Here is an 18176-nt window from a genome sequence, read left to right on the forward strand (position 1 = left end):
CCATGAGTTGGCAGCAGTTCAAATCTCAATACCTGGTGCGCTTTTGGGCGCCGCTGCCGGCGGTGATCGCCGCCGGGATCCTTTCTACCTACTACTTCGGCATGACCGGCACCTTCTGGGCGGTGACCGGCGAATTCACTCGCTGGGGCGGCCATGTGCTGCAGTGGTTCGGCCTGCACCCTGAGCAGTGGGGCTATTTCAAGGTTATCGGCCTGCAGGGCACGCCGCTGGAGCGCATCGACGGGCGCATGATCATCGGTATGTTCGCCGGCTGCATCGCCGCCGCGCTGTGGGCTAACAACATCAAGCTGCGCCAGCCGCAGCACCGCATTCGCATCGTGCAGGCGCTGCTGGGCGGCATTATCGCCGGTTTCGGCGCGCGCCTGGCGATGGGCTGTAACCTGGCGGCGTTCTTCACCGGCATTCCGCAGTTCTCGCTGCACGCCTGGTTCTTCGCGCTGGCGACCGCCGCGGGTTCGTACTTCGGTGCCAAATTCACGCTGCTGCCGATGTTCCGCATCCCGGTCAAATTGCAAAAGGTGAAGGCCGCCGCGCCGCTGACGCAGAAACCTGAGCAGGCGCGCCGCCGCTTCCGGTTGGGCATGGCGGTCTTCGGCCTGGCGGTGGCCTGGTCGCTGTGGACGCTGTTCGATGCGCCGAAACTCGGCATCGCCATGCTGTTCGGCATCGGCTTCGGTCTGCTGATCGAACGCGCGCAGATCTGCTTCACCTCGGCGTTCCGCGATCTGTGGATCACCGGCCGCACCCACATGGCGAAAGCCATCATCATCGGCATGGCGGTGAGCGCTATCGGCATCTTCAGCTACGTGCAGCTCGGCGTGGCGCCGAAAATCATGTGGGCCGGCCCGAATGCGGTGCTGGGCGGCTTGCTGTTCGGCTTCGGCATCGTGCTGGCCGGCGGTTGCGAGACCGGCTGGATGTACCGCGCGGTGGAAGGGCAGGTGCACTACTGGTGGGTGGGGCTGGGCAACATCATCGGCGCCACGCTGCTGGCCTATTACTGGGACGATCTGGCGCCGGCGCTGGCGACCGACTACGACAAGATCAACCTGCTCGACACCTTCGGCCCGATCGGCGGCCTGCTGGTGACCTACCTGCTGCTGGCGCTGGCCTTCGCCGCCATGCTGTGGTGGGAGAAACGCTTTTTCCGCGCCCGGCCTGAGGCGCAGGTGGTGAATTTGAGGAGCCTGCCATGAAAGAGACGACGATAGTGCCGGACTACCGGCTGGACATGCTGGGCGAGCCTTGCCCGTACCCGGCGGTGGCGACGCTGGAGGCGATGCCGCAGCTGAAGCCAGGGGAAATTCTGGAGGTGATCAGCGATTGCCCGCAGTCGATCAACAACATCCCGCTCGATGCGCGCAACCACGGCTACAAGGTGCTGGATATCCAGCAGGACGGGCCGACCATCCGCTATCTGATCCAGCGTTAACGCCGAGGCGGTGGGGTTCCCCACCGCCTTTTCGCGTTTTATCCCTTCACGACGTCGCCTTTCACTCCGGCAACAATCTCGAACGAACGCAGCCGCGCCTGATGATCGAAGATCTGGCCGTTGACCATGATCTCGTCGGCATCGGTTTCACGCAGCAGCGTTTGCAGCCCGTGACGCACGGTTTTTTCATCGCCGACGATCGACATCCGCAGCGCCTGCTCGACGCCGTATTGCTCACCGGCGGTCCACAGCGCGTGGATGTTATCCACCGGCGGCGGCAGCGGGCCGGGCGAACCGCGGCGCAGATTGATGAACTGCTGCTGCATCGAGCTGAACAGGAAGCGCGCATCGCTATCGCTCTCAGCGGCGATCACGTTGACGCACACCATGGCGTGCGGCTGCGCCAGCTGTTTGGACGGTTTGAAGTTCTCGCGGTACAGCTGCAGCGCCTGGAACAGCATATCCGGGGCGAAGTGCGAGGCGAAGGCGAACGGCAGGCCGAGCTGCGCCGCCAGCTGCGCGCTATAGAGGCTGGAGCCGAGCAGCCAGAGCGGCACGTGCAGCCCCTGGCCCGGCACCGCCTGCACCGGCTGGCCGGGCTGCGCGTCGCAGAAGTAGTTTTGCAGCTCCTGCACGTCGCGCGGGAAGGTATCCACATCGCCGGACAGATGGCGACGCAACGCCATCATGGTGCGCTGATCGGTGCCGGGCGCGCGGCCCAGCCCCAGGTCAATGCGGCCGGGGTAAAGCGACTCCAGCGTGCCGAACTGTTCGGCGATCACCAGCGGCGCATGGTTCGGCAGCATCACGCCTCCGGAGCCGAGGCGAATGCTCTGGGTGCCGGCGGCCAGATAGCCCAGCAGCACCGAGGTGGCGGCGCTGCCGATGCCGGTCATGTTGTGGTGCTCGGCCAGCCAGTAGCGCCGGTAACCCCAGCGTTCGGCGTGCTGTGCCAGATCCAGCGAACAGTGGAAAGCGTCGCGCGCCTTGGCCCCTTGCGGGATTGGCGATAAATCCAGTACCGAAAGCGGTACGGCAGTGTGTTCAGTCATGACATCGTCCATCAGAGAGTGGATCGCTTAAAGGGCGATTGCAGGAATCTGCATACTAAAAGGCCGCAAAAAGATGCTTTTTAGTGTTAAAAGCATAATCCAATTTATAGTTATAAAAGAGGAGATATGTGCTTGTGATATCCTCATGAGAGCAATGGTGTTTTTTGGAGCAATTTGAGATATGGAAATGATGATCCCCGCCCGCCGCTTACCGTTCCGGGAGCCGATATAATGAAAAAAAAGACGCTGTTTACCCTGTTGCTGATGATGGTGGCGATCGCATTGGCGATCCTGTTCCGCGCGCATAATCAGGATCTGTTACTGCAGGGTGAAGTGGACGCCCCCGAAGTGATCGTCGCTTCCAAAGCGAAAGGCCGGGTGGTTGAACGCCTGATCGAACGCGGCGACGACGTGAAAAGCGGCCAGCTGATTATTCAGCTCGACAGCCCCGAACTGATGGCGCAGCTGCGTTCCGCGCAGGCGACGCGCGACGAAGCCAAGGCGCAGCTCGATCAGTCGCTGCACGGCACCCGTGAAGAGAGCATCCGCAACCTGCGAGCCAACCTGGCGCAGGCCGAGGCGCAGTACCGCAACGCGCAAAACGACTACAACCGCAACCTGAGCGTGTCCGGCAAGGGTTATATCTCGAAGTCCGAGCTGGACGCTTCGCGCCGGTCGCGCGATACCGCCTTCCAGCAGGTGCAGGCGGCCAAGGCCAACCTGGACGAAGGTATCAACGGCGACCGCGTCGAGCTGCGGCAACAATACGCGGCGGCGCTGCGGGCGGCGGAAGAGAACCTGCTGCAGATCCAGGCGCAGAGCGACGATCTGCAGGTGAAAGCGCCGGTAGACGGCGAAGTGGGGCCGATCCCGGCCGAAGTGGGCGAATTGCTGAACGCCGGCAGCCCGCTGGTGACGCTGATCCGGGTACCGGACGCCTACTTCGTGTTTAACCTGCGCGAAGACATTCTGGCCCACGTGCGCAAAGGCGACAAGGTCAAGCTGCGGGTGCCGGCGCTGAAGGACAAAATGATCGACACCGAGGTGCGCTACATCGCGCCGCTGGGGGATTACGCCACCAAACGCGCCACCCGCGCCACCGGCGACTTCGACCTGAAAACCTTCGAAGTGCGCCTGTATCCGTCACAGCCGGTGGACGGCCTGCGTCCGGGGATGAGCACCTTATGGCAATGGAAAGAGTAAGGGCCGGCTGGCGCTGCTTCAGTCACGCGTTCGACAAAGAGTGTCGCGTCGCCTTTCGCAGCCCGGTGGTGCACTGGCTGAGCTGGATCTTTCCGCTGATCCTGTTTGGGCTGATCAGCAGCAACTTCTCCGAAGGCACGCTGCTCGATCTGCCGGTCTCGGTGGTGGACAGCGATCACAGCCCGCTGTCCAAGTCGCTGACGCGGCGGTTGGACGCCGGGTCGCACGCCCACGTCGAGGCCTACGGCGGCGGGCTGCCGGAGTCGCTGAACCGCCTGCGCAGCGCGCAAGATTACGCGTTGCTGTACATCCCGCCGGACTTTGAGGCTAACGCGCTGTCGGGCAAGCAGCCGAGCGTGGTGATGTATTACAACGCGCTGTTCTACGGCGCCGGGCTGTACTCCACCCAGGACTTCGGCGGCCTGATGAACGAAATCAACGCCAGCACCCGCAGCATCATCGCCACCGAGATGGGCAAATCGCTGCCGCCGCTGGCGGACGTAACGCTCTCTTACGGCAGCCTGTTCAACGCCAGCGGCAGCTATATCTATTATCAGCAGTTTGCCGCCACCATTCACCTGCTGCAGCTGTTCGTGGTGACCTGCATGATCTACGTGCTGGCGCGCAGCAAATCGCTGCTGCAGGCCAAGCCGTTCAGCCTGGCGCTGCTCGGCAAGCTGGCGCCTTACACGCTGTGTTTCACCACCCTGCTGATGGTGGAGATCGCGGCGCTGGTGGGCATCTTTGACGCCCGCGTCAGCGGCAACCCGCTGTTTATGTTGATGATCGGCCTGTTTTACGTGATGGCGGCGCAGAGCATCGGCCTGTTGCTGTACACCTTTACCGGCAGCACCATCACCGCGTACAGCCTGATCGGTATTTTGGTCAGTATCGCGATGACCTTCTCCGGCATGGCGGTGCCTGAGCTGTCGATGCCGCTGCCGGCGCGCATCATTTCCAACATCGAACCGCTGACTCACGCGCTGTACGCGATGTTCGACGTGTTCCTGCGGCAGGTGCACGCCAGCGCCATTTTCAGCGTGTGTGCGCTGCTGGCGGTCTATCCGCTGGTGGCCGCGCTGCTGGTGCGCAACCGCCTGCCGGCGCGGCTGGCAAAAGAGGGGAACGCCGGATGAAGCTCTATTGGCAAACCTTCGTTAAGGTACTGCTCGGCATGCTGGAGCGGCCGGTGTGGCTGATGCTGATCCTGTCGCTGTGCATCATGAGCATGGTGTACGCCAACCGCACGGTGTGGGATCTGCCGGTGGGGGTGGTCGATCAGGACCACAGCACCGCCAGCCGGAAGCTGATCCGTCAGCTGGACGCCACCTCCAAGATAGCGATTGAAACCTACGACAGCCTGGAACAGGCGCAGCGCGATCTCGGCTGGCGCAAGCTGTTTGCGGTGATCATCATGCCGGTGGATCTGGAGAAGAAGATCCTCAGCGGGCAGAACATCGTGGTGCCGGTGTACGGCGACGCCACCAACCGCCTGGCCAACGGCCAGATCCAACAAGACGTGGTGGCGGCCTACCAGCAGCTGCTGACGGAGTACAACAACGGGCTGCTGCTGCGCAGCGGCTTCAGCGAACGGCAGGCGCAGATACTGTTGACGCCGATACTGGGACAAACGCTGGACGTGTTTAACCCCGGCATCAGCTTCGCGGCGATCATCTTCCCGGGCCTGCTGGTGATGCTGTTACAGCACTCGCTATTGATCGCCTGTATCCGCGTCAATATCGCCATGAAGAGCATGCCCGGCGGCAAGGCGCCGCTGGCGGCGCACCTCGGCGGGCTGACGGCGCTGCTGCCGATCTGGCTGTTCCTGTCTATCGTGCTGTTCGTGCTGTGGCCGTGGGTATTGGGCTACAGGCAGACGGCGAACATCGCCGAACTGCTGCTGCTGACCTTCCCGTTCCTGCTGGCGGTACTGGGGCTGGGCAAGCTGGTGACCGAGTGCCTGCGCAGCGTCGAGATGATCTACCTGACGCTGGCGTTCATCACCACGCCGATCTTCTATCTGTCCGGCACTATCTGGCCGCTGCAGTCGATGCCGGCCTGGGTGCGCGCCATCTCGTACAGCATTCCCTCCACCTGGGGTACCAAGGCGATCGCCGGCGTCAACCAGATGGGGCTGTCGCTGAATGAAGTGTGGGGCGACGTGGTGATGATGTTGATACTCGGCGTGGTCTATACCCTGCTGGGCTTCGGCGTGGGTTTCTTGCGCAACAGCGTGGCGCTGCGCGGGATGTTCAGGAAGCGGCGAGTGTAGGGGATGTATCTTGTTGTTATAGTGTGAAAATTCGGTGATTCTGCTTTATTGCTATAGATGTTTTTTTATTTATTAGATTTCAAAGAGTTATGTGACTGCCCGGATGCTTAAATCGCTGTGAAATCTCGTAGATGTTGAAAATTCATTTAATTCAACTAGATACGTTTAGAGTGTTCCCCGCGAGAGCGGGGATAAACCGAGAATTTGTTGTACCGAGCGGCACTAGTACTCGGCAGGGGGATTGCCATTCACTAGGCAGGCATTTTGCGGGAATTTAGCTTTCTCGATGATATGCCAGCCGTTCACTGTGCCGACAAAAGTGCGTCTGAAAATTATTACCTCTCCGCAATCTTCCTAACCTTCACGACAGTGATGGTTCTCCGCAGTTTCCTGCCGTAAACATCACTCACCTGATAATAAGCATCCATATAACCACTCTATTAAATTACCTGGCGCCCGTATCTGGTTGATCCGACTTTCTGGATTATGGCAACTTTCCGGAAATGTTCCACGGCGGGAAAATAATCATACCGTGGTTTTCGGCCCGGAGCCGCAGTTAACGATCAGGCCGGTCAAACACAGCATCTAGAAGAAAACTCAGCTGAACAAGTGCCACATGTTGTGTTGACGGGGGCTGCGGAGAAGGGGGACGATCGGGTGATCCGAAACTGCCAGAAATCGGATCTGCGTGGCAAAAAACTGAGTAAGTCGATTTTCTTTACTTCTTGCTTGTCATTGTTGATAATGAAAATCATTATCAAAAGGAATGTATATGAAGAAGTTAAACAAAGTCATAGTGTGGTCAAGCCCATTGATACTGTTGATTAACATGATAATACTTTATTCTTCGAGCGTAATATTATCGTTAGATCTCTCTAAATTTCATGAATTGAAATATAGCTTTTATTTGTTCTCAATATTTATTACTCCAATCATGTTGGTTCTGTACGTGGTCAGCATTTTCAATTATCGAAAGAACAAATGGCACTCATCAACAGCAATGACTGTAATAATGGCTGCAACATTGATAGCTAATGCAGTGAGTTTTCCATTTGCATACCACTATTTTTATAAGAACGACAGTATTACTATCGCCACATTCATTCTGTCATCCCTGCTCGGTCTCTATGTCTGCTGGGTGCTTTACTGCAACAAGAAAAACCTCGCGTAATAGAAACGCGAGGTGGACACATCGGTATTAGAAGTATTTAAAATACACGTCAGACATCTCGTGTTTCTTCCCATTAATGACGGCATATGCTCTTTCGCCGATCATATTGCCGTTATCGTCTTCTTCATCTACATTGTCAAATTCGACACAGAGAGATTCAATCCCAAGTTCGGTTAACGAAAAGATTTCTCCATCATCGACAATACCATCTCCATTTTTATCGATCCAGACTTTCAGTTTTGAGAAAGCAGGGTCTGATTGATCAATAACCCCATCATTGTTACTGTCGAGTCGGGCCAGTTTAAAGAATCCTTCACCCCGTTCCATCCCACCAAACATATCGTTGATGCTATCAACCTGGCCGGTGCCTTCATTATCACAAATCAGGAAGCCAGAGCCAGGTGTGATCCAGCCTGTGTAACATCGATCGCCAGAACCAGCTATGTCAAACATGGCTTTTGCCCCGACTACAGAAGTGGTTTTAATGCCAAGTCCGTCTAGATTGATGACAATGGGTGACACAAGCGTTAAATATGCGACCAAATAGTTCTTACTAGAAGGGCAGTTGGTTCCTCGAGTAACGAGAAACTCTTTCACGTTATCCCATGCATAGTTTGAAGGCTCGGCAGCAGGAGCTCCATTTACCCGACGTCTAGGAATTGAATAGCTGTCGTTAACGAATTTTGAGTCGCGATAAAGTTTTAACGGGCTACCAATATTTGCAGGAATAACCCTGAGGATTTTCACGCCATAAATCCTTTCGAAGTCATCAATATTACTTTGCAAACTACGACGTTGTCGATGTGAATTATCAATAGGACATGCGGTGTCTCTAAGTTTAGAGTAGGCTTTAAGAACAGAACCATCCTTAAGATAGTCACCTAAGTTTTCATTAACCAAACACAAAGCTTGGGTAGCAAAATCAACACAGTTCCCCCCCCATAGCTCGTATTCCTTCTCCTTGTTTTTGGTTTTTATTGAACCCTGTCGCACGTAATCCCACGATTTTAGAAAGGAATTTTCTTCAGGATAAATATAAGACTGGTTATACCACGCTTGTCCCTTGGACATTCGTGCTTTGTTAGTCTCTGTTTCCTCCAGAATACCACTCCAGCTGTTGTCGTGGTTGGCACCATAAGTGCCAAGATATTTTCCGTCTTTATCGTAATAGGACAGATTAACGTGACCAGGTGTGAAGTCACGTGCTGGATCGCCAACCAGGATGTTGCCGTGGAATTGGTTTACAACAATGTACGGTTTGTTAGCCATGATGAACCCTCAAGTAATGGAATATGAGTCACACAAACAACTGTATAAATGTACAGTAATGAGATTAACCGAACTTATCCATCAGATCAAGTGATAATGATTTTCATTTACATGTATTAGATAACCGATTGAATCTAAATAGCTAACTTTCCTCAATTCAGAGCTTGAGCGTTAAGGTTGAGGTGAGGCGTATCGGTCTACTCGGTTAAATGGGGGGTTCAAACGTGAGCCAATACGGTACCGGGCACTCGATAACTGCCTTACTACTTGCGAGAAGCGGATACGGTAGGGTGGTTATCAACGTTCAAAGGATGAACAGAGATGTAAGACCAGGGGAGCGCGTGCCACCGAGGTAGGAGAATAATGCACTAAAGCCCAGCATATTTAACATAATGCGTTTATGCGTACAATATATCAGCAGAACCATCCGTTATGCCCGCCATTTTCAGGAGCTAAATATTAGCTGAACAATCCACTATACGAAGCCAACGTGGACATCTGCTATCTAGATGCTGCTCAGTATCAGGAGCTGACGATCTCCCTCGGCGTATATGGCTTGCCAACTTCGCGGGTTCTAAATGCACCCAGAACAACTCAGCTAACGGCTTACAGTGCAGGTAACGAGAGCGGCAAAGTGAGCGAAGGTGGAAAGAAAACGGGGAAAAAGTGTGTGGCGCAATACCGGCGGCAGAGCGCCGCCGGCGCTTACCACGCTAAGACACCAACGCCAGCCCCGCCACGCGGCGCCAGTAGCCGTTGCAGTCGGCGTGATCGGTCAAGGACAGCGGCTGCTCGCCATGCTCGTTGGCGCGGAAGGCGTCGATTTGCGCCAGCGTCTCGGTGCCCTGCGGTGACAGCCGCACGATGTCTACCAGCCCCTGCATGTTCGGTAGCTCGTTGCCGAGGTTGTAGCAGTAGCCGCTCATGGTCTGGATGCCGTTGAGCACGAACACCTGCTGCTGTTCCTGCGAGCGCATCATGCGGCCCTGCGGATACTTGATGCAGCAGGTTTCGCACTCGTCTTTGCCGCGGTTCTCCGAGCGGGCGGTGAAGCAGCGCGCCGAGTAGGCCAGCGGCAGGTGGCCGTAGCTCAGCACCTCCACCTCGAAATCGTGGCGGAAGCCCAGCTCGTCGCACTGCGTCAGCAGGTTGGCCAGCCAATCGCGTGAAAGTTCGACCGGCATGCACCAGCGCATCATGCCCTGGCGGCGCAGCAGGCGCAGGGTATAGGCGTTGTAGCAGTTCAGCGCATGGCCGGCGACGAACGGCAGACCGCGTTCCGCCGCCATGTTCACCGCGCCCAGATCGTTGGCTTCAAACAGGAACTCGCCGTTTTCCACATAGCGTTTCAGCTCATTCAGCTCGGACGGCGCCTGCAACAGCGCCAGCGTGGAGATCACCACCTGCTTGCCGCTGCGGGCGATCTCGCGCGCCAGCGCCAGCCAATCGCCGACCTTCATCTCGCGCCGCTTGGTGCAAACGCTCTCGCCGAGGTAAATGATGTCGGCGCTGCTCTCCGCCGCCTGTTGATAGAACGCCGCGATGTCGTTTTTCGGCCAGTAGTAGAGTACCGGCCCCAGTGCGTATTTCATGTTTCCTCCGGCTACTGCCATTTGCGGTGATAGGCGCCCAGCGTGGTTTGGGTGCCCTCGGACATCGCGCCCAGCGTCTCCATCCAGGCGGCGTCGGCGCGGTAGGCGGCCGGATCGGCCTGGCAGCGGTCGATCGCCTGGCGCCAGACGCGCGCCACCTGGCTGACGTAAGCCGGGCTGCGCTGGCGGCCTTCGATCTTCACCGAGGCGATGTTGGCGGCCAGCAGCTCCGGCAGCAGCTCCAACGTATTGAGGCTGGTGGGCTCTTCCAGCGCGTGGTAGCGCACGTCGTCCACCAGATAGCGGCCCTTGCACAGCGTCGGGTAACCGGCGTTTTCATGATCCTGATAGCGGTCGATCAGCACATCGTTCAGGCGCGACTCCATGCCCTGCGGGGTTTGCTGCCAGCGCACGAAACGCGCCGGCGAACAGGCACCGACGGTGTTCGGCGACTCGCCGGTCAGGTAGGAAGAGAGATAGCAGCGCCCCTCGGCCATGATGCACAGGCTGCCGAAGGCGAACACTTCCAGCGGCACCGGGCTGGTGCGCGCCAGCTGTTTCACCTGATGCATCGACAGCACGCGCGGCAGCACCACCCGGCCCACCTCGAAGTTACGCTGGTAGAAACGGATCGCCTCTTCGTTGGTGGCGGAGGCCTGCACCGAAACATGGCGCTCCAGCTGCGGGTAGCGTTGGGCGGCATATTCCAGCATCGCCAGATCCGCCAGAATCAGCGCGTCGGCGCCCAGCTGGGCCGCCATATCCACCGCGCGCTGCCAGCGGGCGTAGCCGTCGGGATGGGCGAAGGTGTTGATGGCGATATGCAGCTTGCGGCCGTGGCGATGCACGTAATCGACCGCTTCCTGCAGCTTTTTCTCGGTGAAGTTGAGGCCGGCGAAGTGGCGCGCGTTGGTATCGTCTTTCAGACCGATGTAAACGGCGTCGGCGCCGTTATCCACCGCGGCCTTCAGGGCCGGCAGGTTGCCGGCGGGACAAAGCAGCTCCATAGATTTATCCTGGCTTAGCCGTGCGCCCGGCCGGGCGCACGCTGTCTTTAAAGGTTGCCGACGGCGGTGTTCCGCCGGCAAACGCGAATCGGGGAGGCCATTTTAGGCAAAGGGGCGCACACAGGTTTTGATTTGGGGCAGCTTATGGCGTATTGATAAACATGGCGGTGAAATGCACTATTTGTTGATATAGACCGCTGAAGCCGCGCGCCAGTGTGGCAAAATAGCGGTAGTCCGTATTGAAAGGAGTGGATGACCGTGTTGGAACAACTACGAGCACGCCTTGTGCGCCAGGGGCCGTCGCTGCTGCGCATCCCGCTGAAATTCACGCCGTTCGCCCTGCAGCGCCAGCTGCTGCAACAGGTGCTGAGCTGGCAGTTCCGCCAGGCGTTGGCGGATGGGGATCTGGAATTTCTCGAATCGCGCTGGTTGAAGATCGAAGTTCGCGATCTGGCGCTACAATGGTTTATGACGGTAGAAAACGACAAACTGGTGGTCAGCCAGCACGCCGAAGCGGACGTCAGCTTCAGCGGCGACGCCAACGATCTGATCCTGATCGCGGCGCGCAAGCAAGATCCGGATACGCTGTTCTTTCAGCGTCGGCTGCAGATTGAAGGGGATACCGAATTGGGTCTGTATGTGAAAAATTTGATGGACGCCATCGAGCTGGAAAGCATGCCCGCGCCGCTGCGCATGGGGCTGTTGCAGTTGGCTGATTTTGTCGAAGCAGGGTTGCAGGAGGGCACGGCGTCGGCTTCCCGTGTGGCGGTATCATGCTGATCCGCGTAGAGATCCCGGTAGATGCGGCGGGCATCGACGCCTTGCTGCGCCGCGCCTTTGGCCGCGACGACGAAGCCGATCTGGTGCAGCAGCTGCGCGAAGACGGCCTGCTGACGCTGGGCGTGGTCGCCACTGACGACGAAGGTGGCGTAGTGGGTTACGCCGCGTTCAGCCCGGTGGATGTGGCCGGCGAAGATCGCCAATGGGTGGCGCTGGCGCCGCTGGCGGTAGACGAAAGCCTGCGCCGTCAGGGGCTGGCTGAAAAGCTGGTGTACGAAGGCTTGGATTCGCTGAACGAATTCAGCTACGCCGCGGTGGTGGTGCTGGGCGATCCGGCCTACTACGGCCGCTTCGGCTTTAAACCGGCCGCCGCCTATGGCCTGAACTGCCGCTGGCCGGGCACGGAAAACGCGTTCCAGGTGTATCCGCTGGCGGAAGACGCCCTGAATGGCGTCAGCGGCGAAGTGGCTTTTTCGGCGCCGTTTAATCGCTTTTAACCACCGGCAACAAATACTCAAGCGACAGCGGCGGGTGATTCACCAGCCGCTCTTTTTGTATTTTGCTCAGCTGTTTGAGCTGGCAATTCAGGTCTTCTGTGGTGTCTATGCGTCTGAGAGAAGCGGATGGTGATACTGAACAGGGAACCCAATAATTCCCCCCTAAAAATGCAGATACGCCACCTTACTCCGTTCTGGGTTGCCGAACCCTTTTTTGAGCGCCACTTTTAATTGATTGATTTAAAGTCATATTTTTAAACTCTTTAAAAAAGGCTTTTTGAACGGAAATTTCGATTTTCCTCCATCAATCAGCTGATTAGCGCTAATATGCAACGGTGCACTGCCGTACAGGCAGCTTAGAAAATTGCGCATTTTTAACACCCGTTCGCCGTATAGTGCACTGCCGTATAGGCAGCTTAGAAAGTTAAGGTTTTCGGCACGTCGAAGTAATCCAGGTTCACTGCCGTATAGGCAGCTTAGAAACAAATAAATGGGGTTACGTTCTGAAGCTCGGAGTTCACTGCCGTATAGGCAGCTTAGAAAATCGCGACTTTCTGCGCAGGGGCATTCGGCTCGTTCACTGCCGTATAGGCAGCTTAGAAATTCGGCGGCCGGCCGCGAGCGTCTAGCCATCAGTTCACTGCTGTACAAGCAGTTTGAAATAGAAGGGATAAAACTTTACCGACACCTGTTAACCAGGAAGCAAATATTCCAACGACAGCGGCGGGTGATTCACCAGCCGCTCTTTTTGTATTTTGCTCAGCTGTTTGACGCGGTATTCCAGCTTCAGCGCCGTTGAGCGATCCCCCACCTGGCAGTGAAACGCCAGCGTTAATTCCCCTTTGCCGCGCAGCGCCTTGGCGCCTTTGCCGGCCTGATGCTGCGCCAGGCGGCGCGCCACGTCGGTGGTGATGCCGGTATACAGCATGCCGCTCGGTAAACGCAGCATGTAGAGGTGCCAGAGAGTGGGGGAAGTGTCGGTCATCGTACGCCGTTTCGGTGGCCAGGGTCGGCGTATGATGGCATGTTCGCCATCACAATCCCATCCCCGGCCGCCGGTGCCTTACCGCTTTACCCCTTTTTTCCCGCCAGCTCGAAGCGCGGCGAGACGATGCCGTACAGCGTCCAGCCGAGGAAGGTGGCGATGGCGCCCCACATCATCGCTTCCTCACCGGAGCTGTAGAGCGCATAGAAGCTGTACAGCGCGCCGATGCCGGCGATGATATTGGCGATGCGGGCCTTGTTGTCCGGCACCTTCGCCACTTTCTGAATAATGACCAGCGCCGCCATCGACAGGATGTAAGGGATGATGTTGGTCACCACCGCCAGGTTCACCAGCACGTTGAACTGCTTGTTCAGCGATGGGCTGATGGTCATCAGCGACAAACCGCTCTGAATGACGACGATGGTCAGCATGCCTTTAACCGGCGCGTCGGCTTTGCTCAGCTTGGAGAAGATTTTCGGAAAGAAGCCGCTGTCGGCGGAGGATTTGAACACCTGAGCGATGGTGAACTGCCAGCCGAGCAGCGAGCCGACGCAGGACATCACCATCAACGCCATGATGATCTTGCCGACCGTTGGGTTGAACATGTGGGAGAACGCCAGCCCGAACGGGGCGGTGGAGTTGGCCAGATCCATGTTCGGCACGATGCCGGCGATCACGTTGGTCGAAATGATATAGATCACCGCCGCGCTGAGGGTGCCGCCCAGTACGGCGATCGGCACGTTGCGCTCCGGATTTTCCACCACGTCGGTGTTGGCGCAGGCGGATTCCAGCCCCAGAAACGCCCACAGGGTCATTGAGATGGAGGCGCCGATGGCTTCGAAGGTCGGCACCTGATGCGGGTTCCAGGCGGCGACGTAGGCGCTGCCGCTGAACCAGTACCAGCCGATGACCGAGATGCCCACCACCGGAATGATCACGCCCCAGACGGTGATGCCGCTGATTTTACCGGTGATGCGCGCACCGCCGAAGTTGGCGACGGTCGCAAGCCACAGCACGCCGATGGTGGCGATACAGATCCCGAGCGGGCTGAGCGTAGCGCCAAACAGCTCGGTGCCGTAGCCGACGGCGGAAATGGCGATGGCGATGTTGGCGATCAGCAGCGAAACGCCGTAGGTGTAGTTCGCCATAAAGTTGCCTGATTTGCCGAAGGCGTATTCGGCGTAGCCGCCCATGCCGCCGGATTTACGGCTGAACATGCCGCATTTGGCGAACGCGTAGGCCAGCGCCATCGAGCCGACGGCGGTCACCAGCCAGGAAACGATCGAAATCGTGCCCACTTCGGCCAGCTTGGTTGGCAGCATAATTATGCCGGAACCCATCATATTCACGGCGGTCAGGATCGTTAATTGCACGACCCCCATTTTATTATTGGACTTACTCATGATCATTTTCTCTTTTAGGATGCGATCCGGGCGGCGAGAATCATCGCCGCCCCGTAAGGTGATTAATTTTTCATGACGTAGCCATAAGCGCGGTTCCAGCCGTCCTCATCCTGTTGGATATAAACGCCCTGCAATTCCGGCGCGAATCCCGGCAATAAGTTGATGCCTTCTTCCAATGCCAGGAAATAACGCTGCGCGGCGCCGCCCCAAATTTCACCGGGCACGACGCACAGCACGCCCGGCGGGTAAGGCAGGGCGCCTTCGGCGGCGATGCGGCCCTCGGCTTTAGCCAGCGAGACCAATTCCACATTGCCGCGCACGAACTCGGTATTGGCGTCCTGCGGATTCATCACCACGCGCGGGAAATAACTTTTGCGGAACATCTCTTTTTGCAGCTCTTTAACGTCGTAGCTGACGTAAAGGTCGTGCATTTCCTGGCACAGCTGGCGGATGGTGTAGTTTTTGTAGCGCTGCTGGTGGTTTTTATAGACCGCAGGCAGCACCTCGCTGAGCAGGGAGTTCTGCTCGATGTGCTTCTCGAAGCGGGCGATCAGGGCCACCAGATGCTGCATCTTGGCGATGTCTTCCGCCGGCGTCAGCAGGAACAGGATCGAGTTGAGATCGCATTTTTCCGGCACGATGCCGTTTTCGCGCAGGTAGTTGGCCAGAATGGTCGCCGGGATGCCGAATTCGCTGTAGCTGCCGGTGGCGGTATCGATGCCCGGCGTGGTGAGCAGCAGTTTGCACGGATCGACGAAGTACTGCGATTCGGCATAGCCCTCAAAGGCGTGCCATTTCTCGCCGGGCACGAAGTTGAAGAAGCGCAGATCGTTGGCCATCGCCGCGGTGTCATAGGCCTGCCACGGTTTGCCGTCGATCTGATCCGGCACGAACGGTTTGATCATCGTGCAGGTGTCCAGCAGCATTTTGCGCGCTTCGATCCCCACGCGCACGCACTCCTGCCACAGGCGCTGGCCGCTTTTGCCCTCGTGCATCTTGGCATTGACGTCCAGCGCGGCGAACAGCGGATAGAACGGGCTGGTGGAGGCGTGCAGCATAAAGGCGTTGTTGAAGCGCTTGTGGTTGCAGTAGCGGCTCTGGCCCTTGATGTGCTTATCTTTTTTGTGGATCTGCGAGGTCTGCGAGAAACCGGCCTGCTGTTTGTGCACCGACTGGGTGACGATGATGCCGGGATCGTTTTCGTTCAGCTCCAGCAGCAGCGGCGAGCAGTCTTTCATCATCGGAATGAACTGCTCATAGCCCACCCAGGCGGAGTCGAACAGGATGTAATCGCACAGGTGGCCAATCTTGTCGACCACCTGGCGGGCGTTGTAGATGGTGCCGTCGTAGGTGCCGAGCTGGATGATCGCCAGGCGGAACGGGCGGGCTTCGTTGGCGCGTTCCGGCGCCACTTCGCGGATCTGTTGGCGCAGGTAGCGTTCGTCGAAGCAGTGCGCGTCGATGCCGCCGATAAAGCCGAACGGGTTGCGGGCGGTTTCCAGGTAAACCGGCGTGGCACCGGCCTGGATCAACGCGCCGTGGTGGTTGGATTTATGGTTGTTGCGGTCGAACAGCACCAGATCGCCGCGCGTCAGCAGGGCGTTGGTCGCCACCTTGTTCGAGGCCGAGGTGCCGTTGAGCACGAAGTAGGTCTTGTCGGCGTTGAACACCTTGGCGGCGTGCTGCTGCGCGGCGCAAGGCGCGCCTTCGTGGATCAACAGATCGCCCAGTTTGACGTCGGCGTTGCACATGTCGGAGCGGAAAAGCGTTTCGCCGTAGAAGTCGAAGAACTGGCGGCCCGCCGGGTGTTTGCGGAAGAACTCGCCGCCCTGGTGGCCGGGGCAGGCGAAGGTGGCGTTGCCCATTTCTACGTATTGCGTCAGCGTGTTGAAGAACGGTGGCAGCAGCTCGCTCTCATATTTGGCGGCGGCGGCCTCCAGCTGTTTGCCGTAGAACTGGGTATTCTTGCCGCACAGCTCAAACACGCCGTGCAGCGCCGGCAATACGGCGTTATCCAGCTCTTCTTCGCAGCACACGGCGACGAACAGTGGAATGTTCAGGCCGTGCTCTTCGATGCGCGCCAACATACCTTGCGTGACGTCGTCTACCGACAGCACGATGGCGGCGACGTCATTGAAATCGCTATGATGCACATCGACGATGTCGCGTTCAGTTTCAAAGCAGCCGAGGGTTTGGGTGTTGGCGGCAATTTTTAATTTTTTCATTTTTCTCATTCTTCAGGCAAAGGCAGTCCGCCGGCAAATAATTCCATTTGCCGTTAACGCCTTCACGAAAATAAAGGTGTGCGAGAACCCAGCGATGCCGAATGGCATTAACTGTGTTCGCTGTTTTATTTAGCTTGGATGCGCTTGGCCGAAATTAATAATGAATTGCGTGTCCTTCCCGGTTAGCGAGAAAGAGATATTATCACCGGCGTGCGGAGAATAAATAAAAACGCAATGACACTCTTATCAACGGCGTAAGAGCGAGGGGGGAGGGTTATCTGTAGTTGAAGAATGCGAAGCTAAAGCAGCTGCGATGAGCCATCATCATAATATGGGTTGTGCGCCTGATATGCGCCATTTTTCGGTTATTGTTTTCCATTTTCTAATCCACCTTGCTGAGTGAAAAGATGGCGCTATTTTAACGCAAGGTGGGCTAAAAATCGTGATGAAAGTCACATAAATGCCGGTGTTTATAAATAACTATTCACCTGTTATGCAGTAGATTGCATAAACAGCGTTCAGGCGAGCTAACGGGCATGTAAACGAATTGCTAATCGGTACCGGGGCGGTGCGTTAATTTTGCATGCCGTCAGGATAGGAAAAATAAAATCGCGCGATTAACCGGTTGCATAACGATCAAATAAATCCGTCTTGTATTTTTTATGTTATAAATCCGCTTCGGGCTTAAATTAATAAAAATGCATTTATTGTGTTTTTATATTCACTTTGGGATTTTGATGATTATCGTTATTTGTGACTCGCCTCAACAACGCAGGGTAAGATGAAGTGAGTGAACAGGGAGGCGAGTAACCTTGAATACCCCAGAACAACGGCAGCAGATTGCGGATTTCATCGGCAAACAACACGTCTTGACGCTGTGCGCCGGCGACGGCCTCGACATGTGGTGCGCCAACTGTTTTTACGTGTTCGACGCCGCGACGATGGCGCTGTGGCTGATGACTGAACCGCACACCCGCCACGGCGGGCTGATGCTGAACAACGGCCGGGTGGTCGGCACCATCGCGCCGAAGCCGAAAAGCATCGCGCTGATCCGCGGCGTGCAGTACCGCGCCGAGGCGGTGCTGCTGAGCGGCGAAGAAGCCGAGGCGGCGCGCGCGCGTTACTGCAAGCGCTTCCCGATCGCCAGGGCGATGAAGGCCTCGGTTTGGCGGCTGGATCTGCACGAGGTGAAGATGACCGACAACACCCTCGGCTTCGGCAAGAAGCTGCACTGGGCGCGGTCTATACTTTAAGTTGACGTATTGAT

At 57.2% G+C, this 18176-nt stretch carries 16 protein-coding genes and 1 CRISPR repeat array; of the genes, 8 read left to right on the forward strand and 8 right to left on the reverse strand.

All coding sequences use genetic code 11. The annotated features are described in order from the left end of the window. Positions 1–2 precede the first annotated feature (2 nt). Positions 3–1217, forward strand: a complete 1215-nt coding sequence (yedE, locus tag ACJ8QI_RS15115; RefSeq protein ID WP_033648664.1) for a selenium metabolism membrane protein YedE/FdhT — start codon at positions 3–5, stop codon at positions 1215–1217. Continuing rightward, positions 1214–1453, forward strand: coding sequence for a sulfurtransferase-like selenium metabolism protein YedF (gene yedF / locus ACJ8QI_RS15120; RefSeq protein WP_004933486.1), 240 nt, complete (start codon positions 1214–1216; stop codon positions 1451–1453). The genes yedE and yedF overlap by 4 nt, the downstream gene beginning before the upstream one ends. Before the next feature lie 38 nt (positions 1454–1491). Here yedF and ACJ8QI_RS15125 read toward each other — a convergent pair whose 3' ends face one another. Next, a complete protein-coding gene (locus ACJ8QI_RS15125; protein ID WP_442532754.1) occupies positions 1492–2505 on the reverse strand; it encodes a luciferase-like monooxygenase in 1014 nt (337 codons plus the stop codon). Positions 2506–2736: 231 nt separating this feature from the next. Between ACJ8QI_RS15125 and ACJ8QI_RS15130 the strand changes: the two genes are divergently transcribed. The 3 genes from ACJ8QI_RS15130 to ACJ8QI_RS15140 are packed head-to-tail and all read left to right on the forward strand — an operon-like array spanning position 2737 to position 5980. Further along, a complete protein-coding gene (locus tag ACJ8QI_RS15130) occupies positions 2737–3708 on the forward strand; it encodes an HlyD family secretion protein (protein ID WP_060440881.1) in 972 nt (323 codons plus the stop codon). Further along, positions 3690–4844 (forward strand): ABC transporter permease, encoded by a 1155-nt coding sequence (locus ACJ8QI_RS15135; RefSeq protein ID WP_087763015.1) that lies wholly within the window; start codon positions 3690–3692, stop codon positions 4842–4844. Before ACJ8QI_RS15130 ends, ACJ8QI_RS15135 begins: the two co-directional genes overlap by 19 nt. Beyond that, positions 4841–5980, forward strand: coding sequence for an ABC transporter permease (locus ACJ8QI_RS15140; RefSeq protein WP_442532755.1), 1140 nt, complete (start codon positions 4841–4843; stop codon positions 5978–5980). Before ACJ8QI_RS15135 ends, ACJ8QI_RS15140 begins: the two co-directional genes overlap by 4 nt. Before the next feature lie 1198 nt (positions 5981–7178). On the opposite strand, the gene ACJ8QI_RS15145 is transcribed toward ACJ8QI_RS15140, so the two are convergent. From ACJ8QI_RS15145 to ubiU, 3 genes are all read right to left on the reverse strand, one after another. Further along, positions 7179–8420 carry a hypothetical protein gene (locus tag ACJ8QI_RS15145; RefSeq protein ID WP_442532756.1) on the reverse strand — a complete coding sequence of 414 codons (1242 nt, stop codon included), beginning with the start codon at positions 8418–8420 and terminating at the stop codon, positions 7179–7181. Between the two features lie 713 nt (positions 8421–9133). Further along, on the reverse strand, positions 9134–10012 hold the full coding sequence (locus tag ACJ8QI_RS15150) for a U32 family peptidase (protein WP_442532757.1): 879 nt from the start codon (positions 10010–10012) through the stop codon (positions 9134–9136). An 11-nt stretch (positions 10013–10023) separates the two neighbouring features. Further along, positions 10024–11019, reverse strand: a complete 996-nt coding sequence (ubiU, locus tag ACJ8QI_RS15155) for a ubiquinone anaerobic biosynthesis protein UbiU (protein ID WP_015376422.1) — start codon at positions 11017–11019, stop codon at positions 10024–10026. Positions 11020–11277: 258 nt separating this feature from the next. On the opposite strand from ubiU, the gene ubiT reads away from it, so the two are divergent. After that, positions 11278–11799 carry a ubiquinone anaerobic biosynthesis accessory factor UbiT gene (ubiT, locus tag ACJ8QI_RS15160; RefSeq protein WP_039567957.1) on the forward strand — a complete coding sequence of 174 codons (522 nt, stop codon included), beginning with the start codon at positions 11278–11280 and terminating at the stop codon, positions 11797–11799. Next, entirely contained in the window at positions 11793–12296 is a 504-nt protein-coding gene (locus ACJ8QI_RS15165) for a GNAT family N-acetyltransferase (protein ID WP_063918031.1), read from the forward strand. The genes ubiT and ACJ8QI_RS15165 overlap by 7 nt, the downstream gene beginning before the upstream one ends. A gap of 335 nt (positions 12297–12631) precedes the next feature. Next, a CRISPR array of direct repeats spans positions 12632–12899; the repeat unit is 28 nt; unit sequence GTTCACTGCCGTATAGGCAGCTTAGAAA. Positions 12900–12987: 88 nt separating this feature from the next. Here ACJ8QI_RS15165 and ACJ8QI_RS15170 read toward each other — a convergent pair. The 4 genes from ACJ8QI_RS15170 to speFL form a co-directional block, all read right to left on the reverse strand. Beyond that, the gene (locus ACJ8QI_RS15170) at positions 12988–13281 is read right to left on the reverse strand and encodes a GIY-YIG nuclease family protein (protein WP_148045842.1); all 294 of its coding nucleotides are present in this window, start codon (positions 13279–13281) and stop codon (positions 12988–12990) included. An 86-nt stretch (positions 13282–13367) separates the two neighbouring features. After that, positions 13368–14684, reverse strand: a complete 1317-nt coding sequence (gene potE, locus ACJ8QI_RS15175) for a putrescine-ornithine antiporter (RefSeq protein ID WP_047571695.1) — start codon at positions 14682–14684, stop codon at positions 13368–13370. Positions 14685–14746: 62 nt separating this feature from the next. Beyond that, positions 14747–16909, reverse strand: a complete 2163-nt coding sequence (speF, locus tag ACJ8QI_RS15180; protein ID WP_048232506.1) for an ornithine decarboxylase SpeF — start codon at positions 16907–16909, stop codon at positions 14747–14749. A gap of 274 nt (positions 16910–17183) precedes the next feature. After that, entirely contained in the window at positions 17184–17288 is a 105-nt protein-coding gene (gene speFL, locus ACJ8QI_RS15185) for a leader peptide SpeFL (protein WP_004933443.1), read from the reverse strand. 433 nt (positions 17289–17721) lie between these two features. Between speFL and ACJ8QI_RS15190 the strand changes: the two genes are divergently transcribed. After that, positions 17722–18162: a YhbP family protein gene (locus tag ACJ8QI_RS15190; protein ID WP_015376428.1), complete on the forward strand. Its 441-nt coding sequence runs from the start codon at positions 17722–17724 to the stop codon at positions 18160–18162. The last annotated feature ends 14 nt before the right edge of the window (positions 18163–18176 follow it).

The organism is Serratia sp. CY84636 (assembly GCF_052166245.1).
GTDB lineage: Bacteria > Pseudomonadota > Gammaproteobacteria > Enterobacterales > Enterobacteriaceae > Serratia > Serratia nevei.